22 protein-coding genes are annotated in these 21,237 nt (G+C 69.8%); 7 read left to right on the top strand and 15 right to left on the bottom strand.

Going from position 1 to position 21,237, the window contains the following annotated elements; all coding sequences use genetic code 11:
- The first annotated feature begins 52 nt into the window (after window positions 1-52).
- On the top strand, window positions 53-781 hold the full coding sequence (locus ACU6WY_RS01680) for a glutamine amidotransferase-related protein (RefSeq protein ID WP_483820751.1): 729 nt from the start codon (window positions 53-55) through the stop codon (window positions 779-781).
- Window positions 782-851: 70 nt separating this feature from the next.
- Here ACU6WY_RS01680 and ACU6WY_RS01675 read toward each other — a convergent pair whose 3' ends face one another.
- Window positions 852-1,172, bottom strand: coding sequence for a hypothetical protein (locus ACU6WY_RS01675; protein WP_483820750.1), 321 nt, complete (start codon window positions 1,170-1,172; stop codon window positions 852-854).
- A gap of 101 nt (window positions 1,173-1,273) precedes the next feature.
- Between ACU6WY_RS01675 and ACU6WY_RS01670 the strand changes: the two genes are divergently transcribed.
- Window positions 1,274-2,113 carry a tryptophan-rich sensory protein gene (locus ACU6WY_RS01670; protein ID WP_483820749.1) on the top strand — a complete coding sequence of 280 codons (840 nt, stop codon included), beginning with the start codon at window positions 1,274-1,276 and terminating at the stop codon, window positions 2,111-2,113.
- 60 nt (window positions 2,114-2,173) lie between these two features.
- Here ACU6WY_RS01670 and treZ read toward each other — a convergent pair whose 3' ends face one another.
- From treZ to ACU6WY_RS01635, 7 genes are all read right to left on the bottom strand, one after another.
- Window positions 2,174-3,925 (bottom strand): malto-oligosyltrehalose trehalohydrolase, encoded by a 1,752-nt coding sequence (gene treZ / locus ACU6WY_RS01665; RefSeq protein WP_483820748.1) that lies wholly within the window; start codon window positions 3,923-3,925, stop codon window positions 2,174-2,176.
- 101 nt (window positions 3,926-4,026) lie between these two features.
- Complete coding sequence (gene treY / locus ACU6WY_RS01660) at window positions 4,027-6,453, bottom strand: malto-oligosyltrehalose synthase (protein ID WP_483820747.1); 2,427 nt, start codon at window positions 6,451-6,453, stop codon at window positions 4,027-4,029.
- Between the two features lie 6 nt (window positions 6,454-6,459).
- Window positions 6,460-8,682: a glycogen debranching protein GlgX gene (gene glgX / locus ACU6WY_RS01655; protein WP_483820746.1), complete on the bottom strand. Its 2,223-nt coding sequence runs from the start codon at window positions 8,680-8,682 to the stop codon at window positions 6,460-6,462.
- Between the two features lie 86 nt (window positions 8,683-8,768).
- Window positions 8,769-9,269, bottom strand: coding sequence for a glutaminase (locus ACU6WY_RS01650; protein ID WP_483820745.1), 501 nt, complete (start codon window positions 9,267-9,269; stop codon window positions 8,769-8,771).
- Window positions 9,266-10,111, bottom strand: coding sequence for a transposase (locus tag ACU6WY_RS01645; protein WP_483820744.1), 846 nt, complete (start codon window positions 10,109-10,111; stop codon window positions 9,266-9,268). The genes ACU6WY_RS01650 and ACU6WY_RS01645 overlap by 4 nt, the downstream gene beginning before the upstream one ends.
- A 22-nt stretch (window positions 10,112-10,133) precedes the next feature.
- Window positions 10,134-10,811 carry a GTP pyrophosphokinase gene (locus ACU6WY_RS01640; protein ID WP_483820743.1) on the bottom strand — a complete coding sequence of 226 codons (678 nt, stop codon included), beginning with the start codon at window positions 10,809-10,811 and terminating at the stop codon, window positions 10,134-10,136.
- Between the two features lie 42 nt (window positions 10,812-10,853).
- Complete coding sequence (locus ACU6WY_RS01635) at window positions 10,854-10,991, bottom strand: hypothetical protein (RefSeq protein ID WP_483820742.1); 138 nt, start codon at window positions 10,989-10,991, stop codon at window positions 10,854-10,856.
- Window positions 10,992-11,108: 117 nt separating this feature from the next.
- On the opposite strand from ACU6WY_RS01635, the gene ACU6WY_RS01630 reads away from it, so the two are divergent.
- Window positions 11,109-11,435, top strand: a complete 327-nt coding sequence (locus tag ACU6WY_RS01630) for a DUF7882 family protein (protein WP_483820741.1) — start codon at window positions 11,109-11,111, stop codon at window positions 11,433-11,435.
- A 2-nt stretch (window positions 11,436-11,437) separates the two neighbouring features.
- On the opposite strand, the gene ACU6WY_RS01625 is transcribed toward ACU6WY_RS01630, so the two are convergent.
- A complete protein-coding gene (locus ACU6WY_RS01625; protein WP_483820740.1) occupies window positions 11,438-11,755 on the bottom strand; it encodes a DUF7882 family protein in 318 nt (105 codons plus the stop codon).
- A gap of 109 nt (window positions 11,756-11,864) precedes the next feature.
- On the opposite strand from ACU6WY_RS01625, the gene ACU6WY_RS01620 reads away from it, so the two are divergent.
- The gene (locus ACU6WY_RS01620) at window positions 11,865-12,182 is read left to right on the top strand and encodes a DUF7882 family protein (protein ID WP_483820739.1); all 318 of its coding nucleotides are present in this window, start codon (window positions 11,865-11,867) and stop codon (window positions 12,180-12,182) included.
- Window positions 12,183-12,258: 76 nt separating this feature from the next.
- On the opposite strand, the gene ACU6WY_RS01615 is transcribed toward ACU6WY_RS01620, so the two are convergent.
- The gene (locus ACU6WY_RS01615) at window positions 12,259-12,498 is read right to left on the bottom strand and encodes a DUF3072 domain-containing protein (protein ID WP_483820738.1); all 240 of its coding nucleotides are present in this window, start codon (window positions 12,496-12,498) and stop codon (window positions 12,259-12,261) included.
- Window positions 12,499-12,577: 79 nt separating this feature from the next.
- On the opposite strand from ACU6WY_RS01615, the gene ACU6WY_RS01610 reads away from it, so the two are divergent.
- Both ACU6WY_RS01610 and ACU6WY_RS01605 read left to right on the top strand, forming a co-directional pair.
- On the top strand, window positions 12,578-13,543 hold the full coding sequence (locus tag ACU6WY_RS01610; protein WP_483820737.1) for an alpha/beta fold hydrolase: 966 nt from the start codon (window positions 12,578-12,580) through the stop codon (window positions 13,541-13,543).
- A 16-nt stretch (window positions 13,544-13,559) separates the two neighbouring features.
- Window positions 13,560-14,723, top strand: coding sequence for an FUSC family protein (locus tag ACU6WY_RS01605; RefSeq protein ID WP_483820736.1), 1,164 nt, complete (start codon window positions 13,560-13,562; stop codon window positions 14,721-14,723).
- Here ACU6WY_RS01605 and ACU6WY_RS01600 read toward each other — a convergent pair.
- The 5 genes from ACU6WY_RS01600 to ACU6WY_RS01580 form a co-directional block, all read right to left on the bottom strand.
- Window positions 14,695-15,912 carry an ADP-dependent glucokinase/phosphofructokinase gene (locus tag ACU6WY_RS01600; protein WP_483820735.1) on the bottom strand — a complete coding sequence of 406 codons (1,218 nt, stop codon included), beginning with the start codon at window positions 15,910-15,912 and terminating at the stop codon, window positions 14,695-14,697. The genes ACU6WY_RS01605 and ACU6WY_RS01600 overlap by 29 nt on opposite strands.
- An 18-nt stretch (window positions 15,913-15,930) precedes the next feature.
- On the bottom strand, window positions 15,931-16,794 hold the full coding sequence (locus ACU6WY_RS01595; RefSeq protein WP_483820734.1) for a ketose-bisphosphate aldolase: 864 nt from the start codon (window positions 16,792-16,794) through the stop codon (window positions 15,931-15,933).
- 34 nt (window positions 16,795-16,828) lie between these two features.
- Window positions 16,829-17,674 carry a carbohydrate ABC transporter permease gene (locus tag ACU6WY_RS01590; protein ID WP_483820733.1) on the bottom strand — a complete coding sequence of 282 codons (846 nt, stop codon included), beginning with the start codon at window positions 17,672-17,674 and terminating at the stop codon, window positions 16,829-16,831.
- Window position 17,675: 1 nt separating this feature from the next.
- On the bottom strand, window positions 17,676-18,605 hold the full coding sequence (locus ACU6WY_RS01585; RefSeq protein ID WP_483820732.1) for a carbohydrate ABC transporter permease: 930 nt from the start codon (window positions 18,603-18,605) through the stop codon (window positions 17,676-17,678).
- Window positions 18,606-18,678: 73 nt separating this feature from the next.
- Entirely contained in the window at window positions 18,679-19,968 is a 1,290-nt protein-coding gene (locus ACU6WY_RS01580) for an ABC transporter substrate-binding protein (protein ID WP_483820731.1), read from the bottom strand.
- Window positions 19,969-20,200: 232 nt separating this feature from the next.
- Between ACU6WY_RS01580 and ACU6WY_RS01575 the strand changes: the two genes are divergently transcribed.
- Window positions 20,201-21,007: a DeoR/GlpR family DNA-binding transcription regulator gene (locus ACU6WY_RS01575; RefSeq protein ID WP_483820730.1), complete on the top strand. Its 807-nt coding sequence runs from the start codon at window positions 20,201-20,203 to the stop codon at window positions 21,005-21,007.
- The last annotated feature ends 230 nt before the right edge of the window (window positions 21,008-21,237 follow it).

Genomic DNA, 21,237 nt, shown 5'->3' with positions numbered 1-21,237 from the left:
CCGCGTTTCCCCGTCCCGGCGCGCGCACCCGGGGGCCGCATAGAATCCCTGGGTGACCGCCCCTCTGCTCTACGTCTGCGCGCGCCCTCAGCGCATCGCGGCCGTTGCCGAATGGGCGTCGTTCCGCGACGGGCTGGGCGTCGGCGACGACGACCTGGTGCACCACGACCTGGTGCGCGAGCCGCTCCCCGCCGACCTCGATCGCTACGCCGCGGTCGTGGTGGGCGGCAGCCCCTTCAACGTCACCGATCCCGACAAGAGCGACGAGCAGCGCCGCCTCGAGAACGATCTCGAGCGTCTGGCCGCCGCGGCGATCGAGGGCCGCACGAGCGCGCTGTTCACGTGCTTCGGGATCGGCGTCGTCACGCGTCTCCTCGGTGGCGTCGTCACGCTCGCTCACCCCGAGGGCACCGGACCCGCTGACATCGCGCTGACCGACGCGGGTCGCGACGACGAGCTGTTCGGCATCCTGGAGCCGCGCTTCGAAGCGCTCACCGCTCACAAGGAGGGCACCGCCAGCGTGCCGCCGGGGGCGACGCTCCTCGCCGAGAACGCCGCGTGCCCGGTGCAGGCCTACCGAGCCGGGCGCGGGCTGTGGGCGACGCAGTTCCACCCCGAGCCCACGACCGACGCGTTCGTCGCGCGCATGGTCGTGTACCGCGACGCGGGGTACTTCGATGCCGACGCGTTCGACGAGGTCTCCGCCCACGTGCGCACGGCATCGGTCGAACAGCCCACCCGCCTGCTGCGCTCCTTCGCCGCCCGCGCCGTCGCCGCCTGAGGCGCCTGAGGCCCGCCCGCGCCGTCGCCGCCTGACGCGCCGAGGCACAACGGCGCAAGGCGCGCCGGGCTCAGCGCCCGCGCGTGCGCCGCACCTCGTCGACGGTCGCGCCCCGCACGAGCCCCCGGGCGCGCGCGCCCGCGAGCACGGCCTCGGCGTCGGGCACGACGCCCTCGGTCGCCGCAGCGAGGTCGACGCGCACCGGTGTGGGAAGTCGCTTGCGCTCGCGATCCCGACGGGCGGCCTCCGCCGTCGCGGACTCGTCGACCTCGTCGCCGGCGAGCGTGCGCACCGTGAGCGTGCAGCCGAGGTCGGCCGCGGCGGCGCGCAGCAGGGCGGCGACGTCGGCGAGTTTCTCGACGTCGGTGACGAGCAGGGTCGAGGTGGTCATGTCCCCCATTCTCGCGGGAGCCGGCCCGCGGCGGGCCGTCACGGTTCACCCCCGTGTCAAGCCCGGCGCCGCGGCGCACGGGGCTTTTCTAGTGTTCTCTCATGGACGCTAGAGCGCACACCCTCCGAGACACCACCGAGCGCGCGCGCGGCACCGACCTGGCACGCCAGATCGTCGTCCTGTCCGCGGTGACGTTCATGCTCATCGCCGCCGTGATCGGCGCCGGCGCCTTCGGCAACACCGCCGTCGAGGATCAGCAGGGCGGCGCACTCGACGTCGACGGCTCGTACCTCGCCCCGGCGGGTCCGGCGTTCTCGATCTGGTCGGTCATCTATCTCGGCCTCATCGCCTACGCCGTCTGGCAGGCGTTGCCGAGTCAGCGTGCGTCGCAGCGCCAGCGCGCGATGGGGTGGCCCCTCGCCGTGACCATGGTCCTCAACGGCCTGTGGCTGGTCGCGGCGCGCTTCGGCACCCTGTTCCTCACGGTCGTCGTGATCGTCCTGCTGCTGATCGCTCTGGGCTGGGCCTTCCGGGTGGCCGTCGTCACGCGCGACCCGCGCGACGGCGCGATCGACTCGGTTCTCATCGACGGCGTCACGGGGCTCCACCTCGGCTGGGTCACCCTGGCCACCGTCGCCAACACGGCGGCCTGGCTGACCACCGTCGTCCCGTCCGACTGGGAGAACGCGGCGGGCGTGATCGGCGTCGCCGTGCTCGTGGTCGTCGCGCTCATCGGTCTCGCGCTCGCCTGGCGCAGCGACTGGCGTATCGCCCCCGCCCTCGCTCTCGCGTGGGGTCTGTCGTGGCTCGCCGTCTCGCGTCTGACGGGCGAGCCGCAGAGCACCCCCATCGGGATCGCCGCGGTCATCGTCGCGCTCGTGGTGCTGCTGCCTCCCGCCGCGGTGGCGGGCCTGCGCCTGATCCGTCCCACGGTGGACTGAGCCCGCGAACGCGAACGCCCCGCCGCCGACCTCGGGTCGGGGCGGGGCGTTCGTCGTCGATCAGACCGGCGGCGCCGCGATCGCGCTCGCCCCGGCGGGGAGGGTGAGGTCGCCTGCCTCGAGCGTGACCCCGTCGGTGGTGGCGAGCAGCACGGTCGATCCGGATGCCACGGGCACCGAGGTCTCGGCATCCGAGAGGTTCACCAGCACGACGAGGTCTCCGCGGCGCAGTTCGTACACGCGCCCGCCCTCGGCCTCGTGCGTCCGCGCCGACAGGCCGATGCGGGAGGGATCGGTCAGCTCGGGCCGGTCTCGACGCAGCTTCGCGAGCTCCCGGTAGAGCGCGAGCAGTTCGGCGTGGCCGTCGGCGGCGGGCTCGGACCAGTCGAGCTTGGAGCGCTGGAAGGTCTGCGGGTCCTGCGGGTCGGGCACGACGGACTCGTCCCAGCCCATCTTCTCGAACTCTGCCACGCGGCCCTTGGCCGTCGCCTCGCCGAGCTCGGGCTCGGGGTGCGAGGTGAAGAACTGCCACGGGGTCGTCGCGCCCCACTCCTCGCCCATGAACAGCATCGGCGTTCCGGGGGCGGTGAGCGTCAGCACGGCCGCCGCGGCGAGCCGGTCGAACGACAGCGTCTGCGAGAGCCGGTCGCCCGCGGCGCGGTTGCCGATCTGGTCGTGGTCCTGCGCGAAGGTCACCAGACGCCAGTTCGGCACCGCGGCGGGGATCGGGTGCCCGTGCTTCTCGCCACGGAACGACGAGTAGGTGCCGTCGTGGAAGAACCCGCCCTCCGACACCTTGCGGAACGCGTCGAGGTCGGCGAAGTCCTCGTAGTACCCGATCGTCTCTCCCGTGAGGGCCACGTGAGCGGTGTGGTGCCAGTCGTCCGACCACTGCGCCGTGAGCCCGTATCCGCCCGCCTCCCGCGGCAGGATCAGCTTCGGGTCGTTCATGTCCGACTCCGCGATGGTGGTGAGGGGAAGGCCGCGGTGCGCCGAGAGGGCGTCGGTGCGCTCGGCGATCTCCTGCAGCACGTGCACGGGGCGGTCATCGAGCAGGGCGTGCACGGCATCCAGACGCAAACCGTCGACGTGGTAGTCGCGCATCCACATCAGCGCGTTCTCGACGATGTAGGAGCGCACGGCGTCTTCGTCGAGGTTGACCGAGTCGCCCCACGTGTTGCGGCTGCCCTCGCGCAGGTACGGGCCGTACTCGGGCAGGTAGTTGCCCGACGGTCCGAGGTGGTTGTAGACGACGTCCTGGATGACGGCGAGACCGGCCGCGTGGGCGGCATCGACGAAGCGCTGGTACGCGGCGGGGCCGCCGTAGGCCTCGTGCACGGTGTACCAGAGCACGCCGTCGTAGCCCCAGTTCCACGTGCCGTTGAAGCCGTTGACCGGCAGCAGCTCGACGTGGGTCACGCCGAGGTCGACGAGGTGGTCGAGGCGTTCGATGGCGGCATCCAGGGTTCCTTCGGGGGTGAAGGTGCCCAGGTGCAGTTCGTAGATGAGGCCGCCGGCGAGCTGCCGGCCGGTCCACGCGGCATCCGCCCACGTGTGGGCCGAGGCGTCGAACCACGCCGAGGCCTCGTGCACACCGCCCGGCTGCCGGCGGGACCGCGGGTCGGGCCGCAGATCGTCTCCGTCACCGAGCACGAAGCCGTAGCGTTCGCCGTCGGCGAGCCGGACGTCGGCGCTCCACCATCCGCCAGCCGTCGCCGACATCTCGACGTCCGCGACGACGCTCTCGCCGCTCTCCTTGAGCCGGCGCACCCGCACCCGCTCGGCCTTGGGTGCCCACACTTCCACGCTCATCCGCCTTCTCCTTCTCTCGTCACGCGCGAGTCGCCAACATTTGTCGCCTCAGACCAGCCGGAAGCGACAAATCCTGGCGACTCGCGCGGCTGGGCACGGCCTCAGGAACAGGCCGGTTCGTCGACCAGCAGCGCCACGGGCAGATCCTGCAGCAGCTCCGACAGCAGCACGGGGCCGCCGGGGTACCGGCGCCCGGTCAGCACGTCGACCGCGGGCACATCGGGGCGCAGCAGCACCGTGTCGCGCCAGCCGCCCGCGGCGCGCAGTCCGTGCGGCAGCCGTGTCGCCACCGCCGAGACACCGCCGCGGTCGAAGGCGACGACATGACCGGATGCCGCGCCCGCGGCCTCCAGCGGACGGTAGAGCGAGAAGTACTCGGTGCAGTCACGGCGCACGCGCAGCGCGCGCGAGGTGACGAGCAGCTTCGCCGCGCCCGTGGCATCCACCGCCGGGACCGGCGCCCCCTCGGCGTCGATCTCGGCGAGCAGGCGGGCCCGCTCGGCGAAGTCGACCGGACGACGGTTGTCGGGGTCGACGAGCGACTGCTCCCACAGCTCCGACCCCTGGTACACGTCGGGAACGCCGGGACCGGCGATCTGCAGCAGCTTCGCCGCGAGGCCGTTCGACCACCCGTCGGCGGCGATTTCGTCGACGAACGCGCGCACGCGCTCCGCAGCGGGGCCGGTGGCCGCGTCGACGAGGGCGTGCATGCGCTGCTCGAACGCCTCGTCCTGCTCCCACCAGCCGGTGACCTCCGACGCCTCGCGCGCGGCCTTCTCGGCGTAGGCGTGCAGCCGCTCGCGGTAGTCCGCGAGACCCGCGGGAGTGGATGCCGAGGCCGGCCAGGCACCGACGATCGCCTGCCATAGCAGCGCGTCGAACGGGCCGTGTCCGGTCGAGGCGATGCCGCGGAACTCCGTCAGCACCTCGGCCCAGCGCTCGGGGATCTCGGCCAGCACGGCGATCCGGGCGCGGGTGTCTTCGCCGCGCTTGGTGTCGTGGGTCGACAACGTCGTCATCGCCGTCGGCCACGACGCCTGACGCCCCGCCTGCGCGGCGTGGAAGCCGGGCACGTCGAGCGCGAACTGCGCCGGGTCGCCGCCGACCTCGGTGAGCGAGCCCAGACGCGTGAAGCGGTAGAACGCGGTGTCTTCGACGCCCTTGGCCATGACCGGGCCCGTGGTCTGCTGGAAGCGCCACGCGATCTCGAGCGAGGTGTCGGTCAGCGCCGGAACGAGCGCCTCGATCACGTCGCCGAGCTCGGGACGACGCACCTCGGCCTCGCCGACCGCGGCGTCGAACTGGTCGCGTCCGGCGGGCAGGTACGAGCGGTAGACGGGGAAGCACGCGAGGATCTCGGCGAGCGCGTCCTGCAGCACGTCCGCGCCGAATTCGGTGCGGAGGCGTTCGGGGAGCCCGCGGACGATCCGGCGGATCTCCGACACCTGGATCGTGTCGGCGATGCGCCGCTTGGTGTCGTGGATGAGGTCGTGCCAGCCGGTGAGTGGCTCGAGCCCGGTGTCGACGCGCAGCCGCGCATCGAGCGCATCGAGCGCCGCCTCTCCCGCGGGGTCGGTGAGGACGCGATCGATCTCGGCGAGGGCGTCGTATCCGGTCGTCCCGGCGGTCTTCCACCACGACGGCAGAGCTTCACCGTGCTCGAGGATCTTCTCCACGAGCACGTATCCGGCCTCGGGGCCGCCGGCCTCGGTCAGGGCCGCGCCGAGCCGGTCGAGGTAGCCACCGGGGTCGACGAGACCGTCCGGGTGGTCCACGCGCAGTCCGTCGGCGAGCCCCTCGCGCACCCAGCGGAGGATCTCGGCGTGGGCGGCGTCGAAGACCTCCGGCCGCTCGACGCGCACGCCCGCGAGGGTCGTGACGGCGAAGAACCGGCGGTAATTCAGGTCGGCGGCTTCGTCCTGCCAGAAGCGCAGTTCGAAGTTCTGCGTCTCGAGCAGAGCGGCCACCGCTTCGCGCGAGCCCGTGGCCGCGGCATCCGTCCCCGTCCCCGGCGCGACCGGGAACACGTGGTCGTAGTACCGGATCAGGCCGTCGGGCGCATCGTCGGCGGGTGCGGGGTCGTACGAGATCTCGCCGATCACCTCGGCGAGGTCGGCACCGAGCACCGGCACACGCACGCGCCCGTTCCCGAACTCCCAATCGATGTCGAACGCGTCGGCGTGCGCCGAGGCGCGCCCCTGCCGCAGCACGTCCCACCACCACGCGTTGGCGCGCGGCTCGGACACGCCCATGTGGTTGGGCACGATGTCGATCAGGATGCCGAGACCGTCCGCGCGCGCCGCGTCGGCGAAACGCTCGAGTCCCTCGGCGCCGCCGCGGGCCGGATCCACGCGCGTGACGTCGACGACGTCGTAGCCGTGGTCGGACCCGGGCGTCGCCTCCAGGAGCGGCGAGAGGTACGCCCACGACACCCCGAGGTCACGGAGATAGCCCGTGACCTCGGCGGCGGTGTCGAGGGGGAAGGATTTGCGGATCTGCAGGCGGTAGGTCGAAAGCGGATGCCGCATTCTGAATCAGAGCTCCGGTTTGGGGGCCTGCCCGGGCAGGTCGTCGGTGGCGGTGATGGCGATCTGCGCGGTGAGCGAGGCGGCGACAGAGTGGTCCACCTCCGGCTCGGGAACGTGGTGCTCTCGCAGCACCATGAGCGACTTCGGCTCCAGCGTGAGAGCTTCACCGGGCGCGATCGGCTCGGTGTTGGCGCGCTCCCCCGCGGTGTCGACGTAGGCGTCCCACTTGGGGGCGTACGCGATCTCGGGCATGCGGAAGTCGACGGTTTCGTCGCCTGCGTTGAACAGCACGAGGAAGTGGTCGTCGCTGATCGACTCGCCGCGGCGGTCGCGCTCGCGAATGCCCTGGCCGTTGAGGAACACCCCCACCGCGCGGCCGAAGCCGGAGTCCCAGTCCTCGGGATGCATGAGGGTGCCGTCCGGGCGCAGCCACACCACGTCGGGGAGCGGTGCGCCCTCCTCCATCTTCACCGGGCGGCCGTCGAAGAAGCGGCTCCGGCGGAAGGTGGGGTGCTCCTTGCGCAGTCGCGCGAGGGCCGCGGTGAACTCCACGAGCGGGTGGTCGATGCTCGACCAGTCCACCCACGTGATCTCGTTGTCCTGGGCGTAGCCGTTGTTGTTTCCGCCCTGCGTGCGGCCGAGTTCGTCGCCGTGCAGCAGCATCGGAACGCCCTGGCTCAGCAGCAGCGTCGCGATGAAGTTGCGCTGCTGCTGCGCACGGAGGGTGCGGATCTCGGGATCGTCCGTCGGCCCCTCCACCCCCAGGTTGTTCGAGCGGTTGTGGGATTCGCCGTCGTTGTTGTCTTCACCGTTGGCCTCGTTGTGCTTCTCGTTGTACGACACGAGATCGCGCAGCGTGAAGCCGTCGTGGGCGGTGACGAAGTTGATGGATGCCACGGGTCGGCGTCCCGAGTGCTCGTACAGGTCGGCCGAGCCGGTGAGCCGCGAGGCGAACTCGCCGAGGGCCTGCGGCTCGCCGCGCCAGAAGTCGCGGACGGTGTCGCGGTACTTGCCGTTCCACTCCGTCCACTGCGGCGGGAAGTTGCCCACCTGGTACCCACCGGGACCGACGTCCCAGGGCTCGGCGATGAGCTTGACCTGCGAGACCACCGGATCCTGCTGCACGAGCTCGAAGAAGGTGGCGAGGCGGTCGACGTCGTAGAACTCGCGCGCGAGGGTCGAGGCGAGGTCGAAGCGGAACCCGTCGACGTGCATCTCGAGGACCCAGTAGCGCAGGGAGTCCATGATCAGCTGGAGCGCGTGCGGGTTGCCGACGTTGAGGCTGTTGCCGGTGCCGGTGTAGTCGGTGTAGTACCGCTTGTCGTCTTTTTCGAGGCGGTAGTACGCCTCGTTATCGATACCGCGCATCGACAGGGTGGGGCCCATGTGGTTGCCCTCGGCGGTGTGGTTGTACACCACGTCGAGGATGACCTCGATGCCCGCCGCGTGCAGTGCCTTCACCATGGCCTTGAACTCCTGCACCTGCTGACCGTGGTCGCCGGTGGAGGAGTAGGTGTTCTGCGGGGCCAGGAACGCGATGGTGTTGTAGCCCCAGTAGTTCGACAGACCCTTGTCTTCGAGGGTGGAGTCGTTGACGAACTGGTGCACGGGCATGAGCTCGATGGCGGTGATGCCGAGCTTGCGCAGGTGGTCGATGACGACCGGGTGGGCGATGCCGGCGTACGTGCCGCGCAGCTCCTCGGGAACATCGGGGTGCAGCTGGGTGAGGCCCTTGACGTGGGCTTCGTAGATGAAGCTCTCGGCGTAGGGGGTCTTGGGGTGGCGGTCGCCGGTCCAGTCGAAGAACGGGTTGATGACCACGCCCTTCATCATGTGCGCGGCGGAGTCCTCGTCGTTGAACGAATCCGGGTCGCCGAACTCGTAGCTGAAGACCGGCTGGCCCCAGTCGATCTGCCCCTCGACCGCTTTGGCGTAGGGGTCGAGCAGCAGCTTGCTCGGGTTGAAGCGCTGCCCGCTCGCGGGATCGTAGGGACCGTGCACGCGGTAGCCGTACCGCTGGCCCGGCTGAATGTTGGGGAGGTAGGCGTGCCACACGAACGCGTCGACGTCCACGAGCTCGACGCACGTCTCGGTGCCGTCCTCTTCGAAGAGGCAGAGCTCGACACGCTCGGCCCCCTCGCTGAACAGGGCGAAATTCGTCCCGTTGCCGTCGTAGGTTGCCCCGAGGGGATAACTGGATCCTGGCCATACCTGCTGCACGTCGCTCACGATAGACCAGCAGACGCGCGGACACCCCCACGGATCTTCAGCGTTGACACCCACGGGGCCGGGCACTATGCGTCGAACCGGGGCGATCAGGCCCGCTCGGGCGGGTGCCGCAGCAGCTCGACGCGTTCGTCGAGGTAGCCCGCGAGCGGCACGAATCCGCCGCGAGGGCTCCATCGCACCACCGGCTCGCCGTCGCGCAGCGCCAGGGGCGAGGTTCCCGCGTGGAGCGATGAGAGATCGAGTGGATGCCATCCGATGTGCACCGTCTCCCCCTCGGGGACGCCGCCCCGGTCGGCGGCCGCGGCCAGCTCGGCCCGACGACGCTGCGACTCCGCGGCGAAGCCCCGGCGCACCTCGGCGCGGGAGCGCACGATGTCTCCCGTGGCGAGCACGCCGTCGTCGGTGAGGAGCAGGACTCCGAGATGCCACGCGTCGCCGCGCGGGGCGATGCGGGGCGCCCGAGGGATACCGAGGAACCGGCGCCCTTCCTGCAGTTCACCGAGCCGCTCCCGCGGCGCGCCGGCGAGCCGGGCCCGCGCGACGTCGAGGAGATCTCTCAGCCGCTCGACCTCGGCGTTCGTGCTCACGACGTTTCCTCCCGGCCGGCGGCGGATTCGGCGAGCGCGAGGGCACGTGCGGCGTCCCGTGCGCTCTTCTCGGCGCGCGCCGTGTCGTCTTCGCTCGCGCGCAGCGCGGCGTCGGCGGCGACGGCGTCCGCCTCAACGCGGGTCATCTCGGCGCGCAGGCGATCCCGACGCTCGTGCACGCGATCGGCCTGCTCCCGCGCGGCGGCCTCCCGTCCGCGGGCCGCCGTCAGCGTGCGATCGGCGTCGGCGCGCGCCCGCTCCGCGTCACGGACGGCGCGCTCGGCTGCCTTGCGCGCGCGTCGCTCGGCAAGATCGTCCGGCTCCGACGCCGGCGCGGCCGGCCCGGGCACGGATCCGGCAACCGCGCGTCCGGGCCCCCCGTCGGCGGCGAGATCGATCGGCGTGACCAGGCGCCCCGTCAGCACGGCCGCGGCGGCCACCGGGTCGATGACCGCCGCATTGACGGTCTTCTCGACCGCATCGCGCATCGCCGGGCTCAGCGTCGCGCCCGCATCGGCGGCGAGATCCGCCGCGCGCCGGGCGAGCGCCGCGACCAACTGACGACGCTGACGTCCGAGGCGCGCCAGCTCCGCGGCATCCACGTCGTCCTGTGCCTCGCGCAGAGCCTGCGAGAGCGCGACCGCATCGCCGAGCTGACCGTCGCGGGCGAGCAGGTTGACCGCCCAGGCCGCGAGCGTCGGTTTCCGCAGCGCGGCGACGCGGCGTCCGACCTCGCCCCCGATCTCCGCGGCGCGCGCGTCTCGGGCAGCGGTGAAACGGGCCGGGGGAAGCGCGAGCAGCTCGGCGGCGACCTCGTCGAGCAGTGCGGCGGCGTCGCTCATCCCTCCATTGTGGCCGCTGCCGTCAGAGCGGGACCACTCCGGGCCGCGGTCCGCGGATCTCCCGGTGGAGCCGCTCCATCCGGGCGTCGAGCTCGGCGGCGGTGAGCGCGGCGTCCTTGAGTTCGGCCAGCAGGTCGTCGGGGACGAGACGGTCGTACTTGTAGTAGATCTTGTGCTCCAGGCTCGCCCAGAAATCCATCGCAATCGTGCGGAACTGCACCTCGACGGGCACCTGCACCCGACCCGTCGACAGGAAGACCGGCACCTCGACGATCACGTGCAGGCTCTTGTACCCGTTGGCCTTGGGGTGGGCGATGTAGTCCTTCACGTCGCGCACCGTGATGTCATCCTGCTGCGTGAGCAGATTCGACAGACGGTAGGCGTCGTCGATGAAGCTGCACGTGACGCGGATGCCGGCGATGTCGGTGATCGCGCTCCGAATGGAGCCGAAATCGGGCTCGACACCCTTGCGGCGAACCTTGTCGACGAGGCTGTCGGGCGACTTCACGCGACTCGAGACGTGCTCGATCGGGTTGTAGTCGTGCATCTCCTGGAATTCCTCGCGGAGGATGGAGATCTTCGTCTCCACCTCGGCAAGGCCGAAGCGGTACTCCATCAGGAAGCGCTGGAACTCGTCGCGCATCGCCCGGAGGGACGCCCCGGAAACGGTGATCTGCTGATCGTCCAGCGGGTCCGACATGACTCCCACGCTAGGGGGAGCGTCTACGAAGCCGCTGAGAGATCAGGCCCGCGGGGGTTCGCTCGCGCGCGGGATGAGTTCTCCGTCGACGACGTCGATACCGGTCAGGCCCGCGAACACGTCGGGCAGATCGTCGTCATCGTCGAACTCGGGAAGCGGGGGGAATCGAGGATCGTTCACGGCACCGTCCTTTCCTCGTGTCTCCACGATGGCAGAGCGCCTCCGCGGGACGGGGCGCCTTGACACCCTGACCCGGCGCGCCTAGCCGGCGACGGGGGCGCCGCTATCGTGGAAGGCATGGGGACGATCTTCTACGGCGGCAGCGGCACGGCCGTCCACATCGACGACCGCGCGCTCGCCCACCTCAAGGTCGTCATCTCGACCAAGCTCCGACGGGGCGAGAGCTTCACGCTCTCGTGGCAGCATCCCGACGACCAGCCCCGCGGGCGGAGCACACTGTGGCTGCACCCCGCGATCCCTCTGCGCTTCGTCTTCGACGACGCCGAACCGGCGACACTCAGCCGAGAGTGGGTCGAACGGCTCGCCGAGTCGGCGAACTCGTCCGGGGGCATTCTGCTCGTCCCCGAAGATGTGGCGCCCGCCGAGGACTCTGCTCGGCGCTGAGGTCAGGCCTCGTCGACGACGGCATCCTCGGACGGCTCGGGAGTGATGGCCAGGCCGTTCGGCCCGGAGGCCGCGAGCATGAGGTCTTCGACCCAGACGCGGTTGATACGCGGCTGGCGGCTGCCGTAGAAGTGGAACTGAATGGGCACGGAGGGGTGCATCCAGAAGCTGCGTCGTCCGCTGCCGTCGCCGACCTCGACGTCGAACATGAACGATTCGGAGCGGCGCAGTTTGTTCATCACGACGATGCGCAGGTGTGCCAGCGTACGGTCATCGATGTCGACGGCGTTCGCCACGGTGTCGTAGATGAATCGGCCCATGGAGCGAGCCTATCCGAGCATGCGGTGTCACACCCCTCGCGGGTGCCACGTCCCGCCCCGGCGATCAACCCCCCGCACCATCCCGACCGGGGCCCGTTAACGTGCAGGTGTGGGAACGCTTTATTACGGTGACGTCGCAACCCCGATCGAGATGGACGATCGGGCGCTCGCGCATGTCAAGGTCGTGATCGCCACCAAGCTGCGCCGTGGTGAGAGCTTCACGCTGTCGTGGGTGCACGGACCGGGGCAAGAGCCCGGCCGCAGCACGGTATGGCTGCACCCCTCCATCCCGATGCGATTCGTCTTCGACGACCCCGAACCGGCGCTCCTGAGCCGCGCGTGGATCGAAGAACTGGCCAACTCGGCGAACTCCTCGGGCGGGCTTCTCCTCGTTCCCGAGCCGGGCACCGAAACGCCGCCGGCCTGACAGATCGCGCGCCCGCGCACGCGCGAGGACGCGTCCCGCGCGACCTGACGGGCAGGCCGAGCGGGACGCTGTCGCGTCAGTCGACGGAGCGGCCGGTCTCGCTCTGGAGCCGATCGATCTGCTCCGACGCTTCGGCCTTGGTGAGGTGGCCGCTGACCTCCTCACCCGCCTCGCGGGCGAGCGTGTCGAGGTAGCTGCGCTGCGGCGCGGTCATCGGCTCGTCGCCAGTGACCCAATCGGACGGATCCTTCTCGGCGGGGTTCTCGCCCTCGCGCGTCGCGCCGAGGGTCTCTTCTTCACGGGGAGCATCGGTCATGGCGCCAGGCTAGAGGGCCACCCTGGACTCGCGACCGGGATTGACAGGCCACCCGGGCCGGTGCGGCATCCTGGATTCCATGCCCGACGACACCCGACCCGTACACGTCGAGGTCGAAGTGTTCCGGCGCGGGACGGCGCAGACCCGGGTGACGATCATGACGACCGGGGCCAGCGGCGAGCGGGCGTTCGTGCTCGTCGCCGGGATCGGTGTGGCCGCGAGCTATTTCGAGTTCCTCGCCCCGCTCCTGGCGACCGAGGGCGATGTCTACGCGCTCGACCTGCCGGGATTCGCGGGGATGCCGGCCTCCGGCGCGGAGCCGACCGCGGCATTCTTCGCCGACCAGGTCGAGGGCATCCTGGAGCGCTACGACCTGCAGAACCCCATCCTCCTCGGCCACTCGATGGGCACGCAGGTGGTGACCGAGGTCCTCGCCCGTCGCGACGACCTGTCGCATGCCGTTCTGGTCAGCCCCGTGGTCGACGAGGACGAGTCGGGCCTGGTCGTGCAGGCCGTGCGCTTCGCGCAGTCGACCGCGCGCGAATCGCCGCACGTGGCCCTCATGGCGGTCTCCGCCTATCTGCTGTGCGGAATGCTGTACTTCCTCGAGGTGCTCCCGCACATGTTGAGTTACCGCATCTCGGACCGCATCGGACTCGCGCGCGCACGTCTGCTGCTGATCCGCGGCGAGTTCGACCGCCCGTCGCCCCGACGCCTTCACTCGCGCCTCGTCGACCGCGCGCGCGATGCCCGCCGGTGGGAGATCGAGGGGGCCGCCCATTCGATCGTCAACGGCCATGCCGTCGGTGTGGCCGACCTGATCCGACGACACCTCGTCGACGAGCTCCCCACCCGCGGACGCCTCCCCGCCGAGGAGGCGAAGGTGCCGCCCGCGCGGCACACCGACGTGAAGATGGTCCTGGAGGCGGCGGGCACTCGGCTGGCCGAATGGGTCAGCGCACTCCGTCACGACGAGAGCGGGGTCGAGCGCGCGAAGGCCCGGCATGCCCGCGTGCTCTGGCGCGCGTACCTCCCGCGCCGCTGAACCCGCCGGAATACCGGTGATCCGCCCGGGAGGCAAGCCGTTCTCGCGCGCGGGACCCCTGCGCGACGATGGGCAGATGCGATTCCTCGATCCCCGGCGATGGTGGTCGGACGCGGTGACCGCGGATCGCCTGCTCCTGGTGGGGAAGACCGCAGCGGCGGCCACCCTCGCGTGGTACCTCGCCCCGCTCGTCCCCTTCGCTCAGAGCGAGTATTCCTACTACGCCCCGCTCGGGGTGCTGGTGAGCATGTACCCCACGATCGCCCGCTCCGCGACCACCGGGCTGCAGACGCTCACCGGCCTGGCCCTCGGGATCGGGCTCGGCCTCGCCGCCCAACTGCTCGTGGGGGCCGGGATGCCACGGATCGTCGCCGTGGCAGCGACCGTCGGCCTCGGCGTCCTTCTCGCGGGGGTACGCGCCCTGGGCCCGGGACGCGACTGGGTCGCCATCGCGGGGTTGTTCGTGCTGTTGCTGGGCGGGGCCGACCCCGACGGGTTCTCGTCGTCGTACCTGCTGACCACCGCTTTCGGTGTGCTGGTCGGCGTGGTGGTCAACCTCGTCGTCGTCCCCCCGCTGCACCTCCGTCGGGCAGACGAGCGTCTCGACCACTTGCGCGACGGACTCGCCGAGGCGTTGCGCGAAATGTCGAAGGCTCTCGCCGGTCGCACCTTCGACCCCGCGACCGCCCGTCGCGCCGCCGCGGGGCTCGCGGACACCCTGGCCGAGGTGCGCGAAGAGGTCGACCTCGCCGACGAGAGCCTCCGCTACAACCCACGCGGACGCCGGCTCACCGTCCCGCGCGGCGAGCGACGCCACCGCCTGGAGGCCCTGGCCGTGACGGCGGAGGCCACGCGCGACCTCGTCACGGGTCTGACCGCTCTCACCGATGTCGACGACGTCGACCAGCGCCTCCCCGGGGACGCGCGCCGGACACTGGCGAACGCGATCGCTTCGGCGTCACGCCTGGTGGCGACAGAACCCGAATCTGATCGTCTGCCCGGACTCCTGCGCGACGCCCGGGCGACTCTCGACGCCTATGCCGCGAGCCTCCAACAGCTCGCCGGGTCGCGCCGCGAGCCGTATGCCGTCGCGATCGACCGCTGGGAGGCCGCGGCGAGCCTGCGCCGCCTGATCGAGGCGGTCAGCCTGTTCATCGAGGAGGAAGCCCCTCCGGCCTGAGCGGGCTCGACACGGCGGGCACCGCGGCGAGGAATCCCCCCACGAACGTGTCACCGAGCCCGATCGTCGTGGGAGCGTCGACGGACACCACGTGGGCGGCGACACCGGCCGACGGCATCCGCTGTTCGACGGCGGCGACGACGGCGCCACCGCCGACGTGCCGGGGCAACCGGGCGGTGTCGTCGAGATCGGCGGCCGTGCAGCGGTCGCCGAGGCGGTACCGGGTCGCCGCGGTGCGCACGGCGCTCTCGAGCGCCGCACGGTGCCGCGCGGCGGCGGGCCCGACAGCGATCGCCCAGTACTTCGTGTGCACGACGAGTGCCGGCGCGGGGATGAGCCGGTGCACATCAGCGAGCGCGGCCACGACCTCGTCGGGCGAGAGGAGGTCGACGGGGCGCCCGAGATACTCCTGCAACTCGTCCTCGTTCATGCCGTACACGTCGATGCGGTCCTGCAGGCGCTCACGCACCAGGTGCGCGAAGGAGCGCTCGTAGAAGCCGGCGTCCTCGTAGTAGACCAGCGCCCCCGCCGGCAGACGCCGGAGGGCCGCGACGAGGTCGTCGAGCCGACGGGCCAGGAGCGCGGCATCCTGCATGGTGTTGAAGCCCGAGATCAGGAACGCCGCCGCCCCCTCGAGCGCGTCGCCCAGCCCCTCGGCGATGGCCATCTCGCGGTTGGGTGCGTCGTTGGCGAAGATCAGACGATTGGATGCCGGGGCCACCAGCGCCCCGTCCACGAGCGCTACCTCCGCCCCCTCGGGGTACTGCACGATGAGGTGCGGGTCGAGGGTGTCGCGGGTCGCGGACGAGACGACGCTCATCGACCTCGGCAGCAGACGCCGCACGGTGTCGTCGATGCTGACGAGGTGCTGCACCGTCGGCACGCCGATGCGATCGAGCGCGATCCCCGCGCGCACCCCGGTACCGCCGAGGGTCACCTCCACGGCGAAGTGGGCCGCGAACCGCTCGATGATCTCCGAGGAGAGGACGAAGCGCTCGCCTCCCCCGCCGGTGGCGAGGAAGGCGAGCACCGTCGTCACGAGCGTCCGCTCGTCGGTGATCGGCGTCGTGGTGGTCAGCTCGTCGACACGGATGCCGTACTCCGCCGCGAGGGCGGTGAGCACCGTGGCATCCCACCGGATCTCGTAGTCGACGGTGCCGCCGAGCCCGAGGACGAGGTGTCCGTCCATGTCGCCGATCCCCCTCGATCAGTAGAGGTCGGCCTTGCCGGCGGCGCCGAACAGGTCGATCTTCTCGGCCGCCGTGATCTTCATGGCGGCGATGGCCTCGGGCTGGATCGCGTTGGGCTCGCGGAGGCGACGGTCGGTACCGAGCACCTCGCGCATGCGGTCGTGGTACGAGACCTTGATGTCGCTGGAGATGTTGATCTTGTTCACGCCCAGCTCGACCGCGCGCCGCAGCTCCGCGTCGGGGTTGCTGGATCCGCCGTGCAGCACGAGCGGAATGCCGACGGCGGCCTTGATCTGCTCGAGCAGATCGTGGCGCAGCTCGGGGTTCTTGTCGGCCGGGTAGAGACCGTGCGAGGTTCCGATCGCGATCGCCAGGCTGTCGACGCCGGTCTGCTCGACGAAGCGCACGGCGTCGTCGACGTTGGTGTAGATGATCTCCGCCGCCCCCGACTCCCCGTAGCTGTCGTTGGCGCCGATCGTGCCGAGCTCGCCCTCGACCTGGATGCCGGCGGCGTGCGCGGCCTCGACCACCTTGCGGGTGATCGCGACGTTCTGCTCGAACGGCTCCAGCGACGCGTCGATCATGACCGACGTGAAGCCGGAGTGGATCGCCGTGATCATCTGCTCGTACGTGCCGCCGTGGTCCCAGTGGATGGCGACGGGAACGCTCGACCGGTGGGCGCGGGCGTGCATCGCGGCGATGAGATCGGTGGTGATGTGCGAAACCTCGTCGGGGTGGATGGCGATGATGACCGGAGCGGACTTCTCTTCGCTGATGTCCATGATCCCCGTGAACATCGCCCAATCGCTGATGTTGAAGGCCGGGATGGCGAAGCGGTGGGCGTTCGCCACATCGAGGATGGACTTGCCGGTGTAGAGCACGGAGATTCTCCTTGTTCGGGGTGGTTTGGCGGGGTCAGCTCTTCACCGAGCCGGCGGTGAGGCCGCTGATGAAGAAGCGTTGGAAGAAGAGGAAGAGCACGAGCACCGGAATCGAGCCGAGGATGCTCATCGCCATGATTTGGTTCCACTCGTACGAGTGCTGACCCATGAGCAGCTGGATGCCGATCGGCACGGTGCGCATGTCGAGGGTGCGCGTCAGGGTCAGGGCGAAGAGGAACTCGTTCCACGCGATCATGAACGTGTAGATGCCCACCGACACGATGCCGGGGATGGAGATCGGCACGAGCACGCGCCAGAGGGCGGTGAACGATCCGGCGCCGTCGACGCGGACGGCCTCGTCCAGCTCCTTCGGGAGGGTGTTGAAGTAGCCGGTCATCATGATGATCGCGTAGGGCAGCGTGAACACCATGTAGGTGAGGATGAGCCCCGCGTAGGTGTTGTAGAGGCCGAGGGTCACCATGAGCCCGAAGTACGGGATGAGCAGCGTGATCGGCGGAACGGCCTGGACGCTCACGATGATGACGTTGACGATGCGCTTACCCCGGAACTCGAACCGGCTGAAGGCGTACGCCGCCTGGATCGCGACGAGGAGCGTCAGGATCGTCACCGCGCCGGCCACGACGTAGCTGTTGAGGAAGAAGCGCACGGTCTCGGGAGTGGTGAAGATCGTCACGTACGCGTCGAACGAGAAGGTCTCGGTGATCAGGCGCGGGGGCAGCTCGAAGATCTGCGTGTTCGACTTGAACGAGCTCGAGAGCATCCACAAGACGGGTCCGGCCGCGAAGACCGCACCGAGCACGAGCCCGACGAGCACCCCGGTCTTGGCGACGCGCGTGCGCGTGGCAGTGGTCATGGCCATGTCAGTCCCTCGCCTTCTGGTGGCGCACGTAGAGCACCGCGATGATCATCGACATCGCCAGCACCAGGACCGCCGAGGCGGAGGCCGTCGAGAAGTCGTAGGTGGCGAAGGCGAGCTTGTAGGTGAACGTGCTGAGCATCTCGGTGACGTCGATGGGACCGCCTCCGGTGGTCAGCCAGATGAGCGCGAACTGCTGCGAGGTCCAGATCAGATCCAGCAGCACCAGGCTCACGATGATGGGGCGCAGCTGCGGGATCGTGACGTTCCAGAAGCGCTGCACGGGGCTCGCACCGTCGACGGTCGCCGCCTCGTAGAGGTCGCTCGGGATGCCCTGGAGCCCGGCGAGCAGGCTGACCATGAAGAACGGGTACCCGGCCCAGATGTTGATGAAGGTGACCGTACCGAGGGCCAGCTGCGGTGAGGCGAGCCACTCGATGTCGGTGTCGAGGAGGAAGTTGACGATGCCATTCGGCGCCAGCAGCATGCGCCACAGCACGGCGATGACGGCCACGGTGAACAGCCACGGCAGCACGTAGAGGCCGCGGAAGATCGCCCGCGGGATCGCGCCGAGGAGTCGGCTGTTCAGCAGCATCGCGAACGACAGCCCCAGCACGAGGTGCGCGGCCACGCTCGTCAGGGTGAAGAAGAGCGTGTTGCCGGTGGCCTTCCAGAAGCCGAGGTCGGTCAGCACGGCGAGGTAGTTGTCGGCACCGACGAACTCGGGGTTCTTGTTGGTGATGACGTTGTCCTGGAACGAGTAGCCGATGACCATCACGATCGGCACGATCATCAGGACGAACAGCAGGATCAGGGTCGGCGAGAGGAAGACATAGGCCTCGGAGGCCTTGCGCAGCTGCCGGGTGCGGCGCGAGGCGGGTCGTCCCGTGACGATCACCTCGGTGTCGGGGGGTGTGAGGGTGCGCATGGTCATGGTGTGCGGCTTTCGATGAGCGGGATGCCGCACCGCGAACGGTGGCGATGCGGCATCCCGTGGCGGCGTCGGATCAGAACTCCGACTTCCATTCGTCCTGCGTCTTCTTCAGCGCGTCGCTCATCGACTGCTGTCCGTCCAGCGCCGCTTGGAACTGCTCGCCGAACTGGCGCATGAGCTCCTCCGCGACGGGCAGGCCCGTGAACTCGTTGGCCGGGTATCCGGCCTGGTAGATCTCGAACGCGGTGGCGAACAGCTCGTCGTCCTCCACGAACGTCGGGACCGATTCGGTGTTGCCGGGGAAGGCCTTGGCCATCGTCGACAGCTCGGAGTTGACGTCCGTGCTCATGAGGAACTCCACCAGCTTGAAGGCGGCGTCTTTGTGCTCGGAGTTTTCGGCGACGCCGATACCCCACGCGGCGTACGGGATGCCGCGTTCGCCGGTGAAGCCGTCTTCGGCGGGGATCGCCGAGATCGAGAACTTCAGGTCGGGGTTGGACTCGCGGATGAGGTTGATGTGCGCGAGCGAGTCGATCATCATGCCGACGCGGCCGTTGGTGAACTCCTCGACCTTGTCCTGCTCCTTCATCGTGAAGGAGCCCGGAGCGATCACACCGTCGTCCCAGAGCTGCTGGATGTAGGCCGTGGCCGAGGAGACGTCGGAGTTGGTCACATCGGGCTGCCCGTCCTTGAGCATCGATCCACCCGAGGCCCACACCCACGACATGACGTCGTTCTGCACGCCGTTGGGCGCTTCGAGCGAGAGCGGGAGCACCCACCCCGCGGCATCCCCGTCGAGGGCGGCGATCTTCGTGGCCGCGTCGGCGAACTCGGTGCGCGTGGACGGGGGCGCCGAGACGCCGGCCTGGGCGAGCAGGGCGTCGTTCGTGAACATCGGGTAGACGAAGTTGACGACCGGGATCATGTAGGTGCTGCCGTCGACCTGGATCTGGCTGGCCAGTTCGCTGTCGTCGAAGCCGGCGTCGGTCATCAGCGCCGACAGGTCGGCGATCACCCCCTGCTGGGCGAAGTCGCTCACCCACGCGCCGTCGAGTCCGACGACGTCGGGCATCGTTCCCGACGCCGCACCGGCAAAGAGCTGCTCCTTGGTCGAGGCGTACGGGCCGCTGACCAGGTCGACCGTGATGCCGGGGTTCTGCTCCTCGAACCGGTCGATGAGTGCACGGAACTCGCCGTCGGGCAGCTCGGGCTCCCACCACTGGGCGAACTCGATCGTGACGTCTCCGCCGGAGGGGGCGGCCGAGTTCGACGAGCACCCCGCCATCGCCAGGAGGGTCGTGGCCGCCGTGGCGGCACCGACGAGCTTGATGGCGTTCCGACGCCCGCGCCCGCTGTTGTCCATCGTTTCTCCTCATTGAGATTTGCTGTATTTCGCGCTCTTCTGCGCGTTCTTGCAACTTTCAGCACGAGTATGCGCGCATGTGCTGCGTGCGTCAAGGCCACGATGCAGATTCGTGACCTATTCGGCATCCCACGGCAGGGAAAGGGACAGATACGGCAGATCAACGCCGTTTCGTGCCGTATTGGGCACAATACTGTCGAATGGATTGCCGCACTGTGCTAGAGATGACGGCATGGAGGGCACCACGAACACGACGAAGCGACGACTGCCGGCGGGACGGAAGGCCGAACTGGCCGCCTATGTCGCCCAATCCGGGCAGGTGACCGTCGTCGACCTGGCCTCGCACTTCGGGGTCTCGATCGACACGGTGCGGCGAGATCTCGATCAGCTCGACCGCGAGGGCATCGTCGTCCGCACCCACGGCGGCGCCGTCAGCGCGATGGCGGTTCCCGGGCGCGATCGCGGGCTCGATGTGCGCCTGCAGATGCAGACCGCCGAGAAGGAGAAGATCGCCGCGCTCGCCGCCGACCTCATCGAGGACGGCTCCGTGGTGATGCTGAACGCCGGTACGACGACGCTCGCCGTCGCCCGCGCCCTCCGCAACCACCGCAACCTCACGATCGCGACGAACAACCTGCGGATCCCCGCCGAGATCTCGCCACAGGTCTTCCGCGACCTCTTCATCTTCGGCGGCGCCGTGCGGACGATCACCCAGGCCACGACGGGCCCGGTGACCCTGGCGGCACACTCGCACAGCCCCGACGTCGACATCCGGTGCGACTACGCCCTCATCGCCGTCGGAGCGGTGGATGCCTCGGGCTTCTCGACCAGCAACCTCGGCGACGCCACGATGATGAGCGAGATGATCCAGCGCGCGGACCGCACCGTGATCCTCGCCGACTCCACCAAGCTCGACCGTCGCCTCTTCGCGCAAGTCGCAGCGCTCGAGAAGGCGGACTATCTCATCACCGATGCTCCACCGTCCCCCGATCTCGCGGCGGCACTCGCGGATGCGGGCGTGACGGTGCTGACGCCGTAAGGGGCGCACGGAGGCGTCCTAGCGCGCTGGCGCGAAGGCGCGGGCCTGGCAGTTCCCTGATCCCTCCAAACCATCCCCCCGTCTCGCTCCGTATGACTCACAGTGCGGATAACCATCGAGACGGAAGGCGATGACGACGGGACGAATAGTCCTGTGGTCGCTCCTCCCTGCTCGGGGCTCCGTGCATCCCCCCGCCCATCCCTCGAAACGCCCCTCCGGGCGCTGGAGGT

It is taken from the genome of Microbacterium sp. ZW3a (genome assembly GCF_057167165.1).
Note: the sequence above shows the minus strand (reverse complement) of the source record. Positions and strands in the feature narration are given on the sequence as shown.

Excerpts from the sequence above, each read along its gene's own strand:
- ACU6WY_RS01675 (WP_483820750.1), bottom strand. The coding sequence starts at position 1,172 with ATGACCACCTCGACCCTGCTCGTCACCGACGTCGAGAAACTCGCCGAC.
- ACU6WY_RS01670 (WP_483820749.1), top strand. The coding sequence starts at position 1,274 with ATGGACGCTAGAGCGCACACCCTCCGAGACACCACCGAGCGCGCGCGC.
- treZ (WP_483820748.1), bottom strand. The coding sequence starts at position 3,925 with ATGAGCGTGGAAGTGTGGGCACCCAAGGCCGAGCGGGTGCGGGTGCGC.
- treY (WP_483820747.1), bottom strand. The coding sequence starts at position 6,453 with ATGCGGCATCCGCTTTCGACCTACCGCCTGCAGATCCGCAAATCCTTC.
- ACU6WY_RS01645 (WP_483820744.1), bottom strand. The coding sequence starts at position 10,111 with ATGAGCGACGCCGCCGCACTGCTCGACGAGGTCGCCGCCGAGCTGCTC.
- ACU6WY_RS01640 (WP_483820743.1), bottom strand. The coding sequence starts at position 10,811 with ATGTCGGACCCGCTGGACGATCAGCAGATCACCGTTTCCGGGGCGTCC.
- ACU6WY_RS01630 (WP_483820741.1), top strand. The coding sequence starts at position 11,109 with ATGGGGACGATCTTCTACGGCGGCAGCGGCACGGCCGTCCACATCGAC.
- ACU6WY_RS01625 (WP_483820740.1), bottom strand. The coding sequence starts at position 11,755 with ATGGGCCGATTCATCTACGACACCGTGGCGAACGCCGTCGACATCGAT.
- ACU6WY_RS01615 (WP_483820738.1), bottom strand. The coding sequence starts at position 12,498 with ATGACCGATGCTCCCCGTGAAGAAGAGACCCTCGGCGCGACGCGCGAG.
- ACU6WY_RS01610 (WP_483820737.1), top strand. The coding sequence starts at position 12,578 with ATGCCCGACGACACCCGACCCGTACACGTCGAGGTCGAAGTGTTCCGG.
- ACU6WY_RS01600 (WP_483820735.1), bottom strand. The coding sequence starts at position 15,912 with ATGGACGGACACCTCGTCCTCGGGCTCGGCGGCACCGTCGACTACGAG.
- ACU6WY_RS01590 (WP_483820733.1), bottom strand. The coding sequence starts at position 17,674 with ATGGCCATGACCACTGCCACGCGCACGCGCGTCGCCAAGACCGGGGTG.
- ACU6WY_RS01585 (WP_483820732.1), bottom strand. The coding sequence starts at position 18,605 with ATGACCATGCGCACCCTCACACCCCCCGACACCGAGGTGATCGTCACG.
- ACU6WY_RS01580 (WP_483820731.1), bottom strand. The coding sequence starts at position 19,968 with ATGGACAACAGCGGGCGCGGGCGTCGGAACGCCATCAAGCTCGTCGGT.
- ACU6WY_RS01575 (WP_483820730.1), top strand. The coding sequence starts at position 20,201 with ATGGAGGGCACCACGAACACGACGAAGCGACGACTGCCGGCGGGACGG.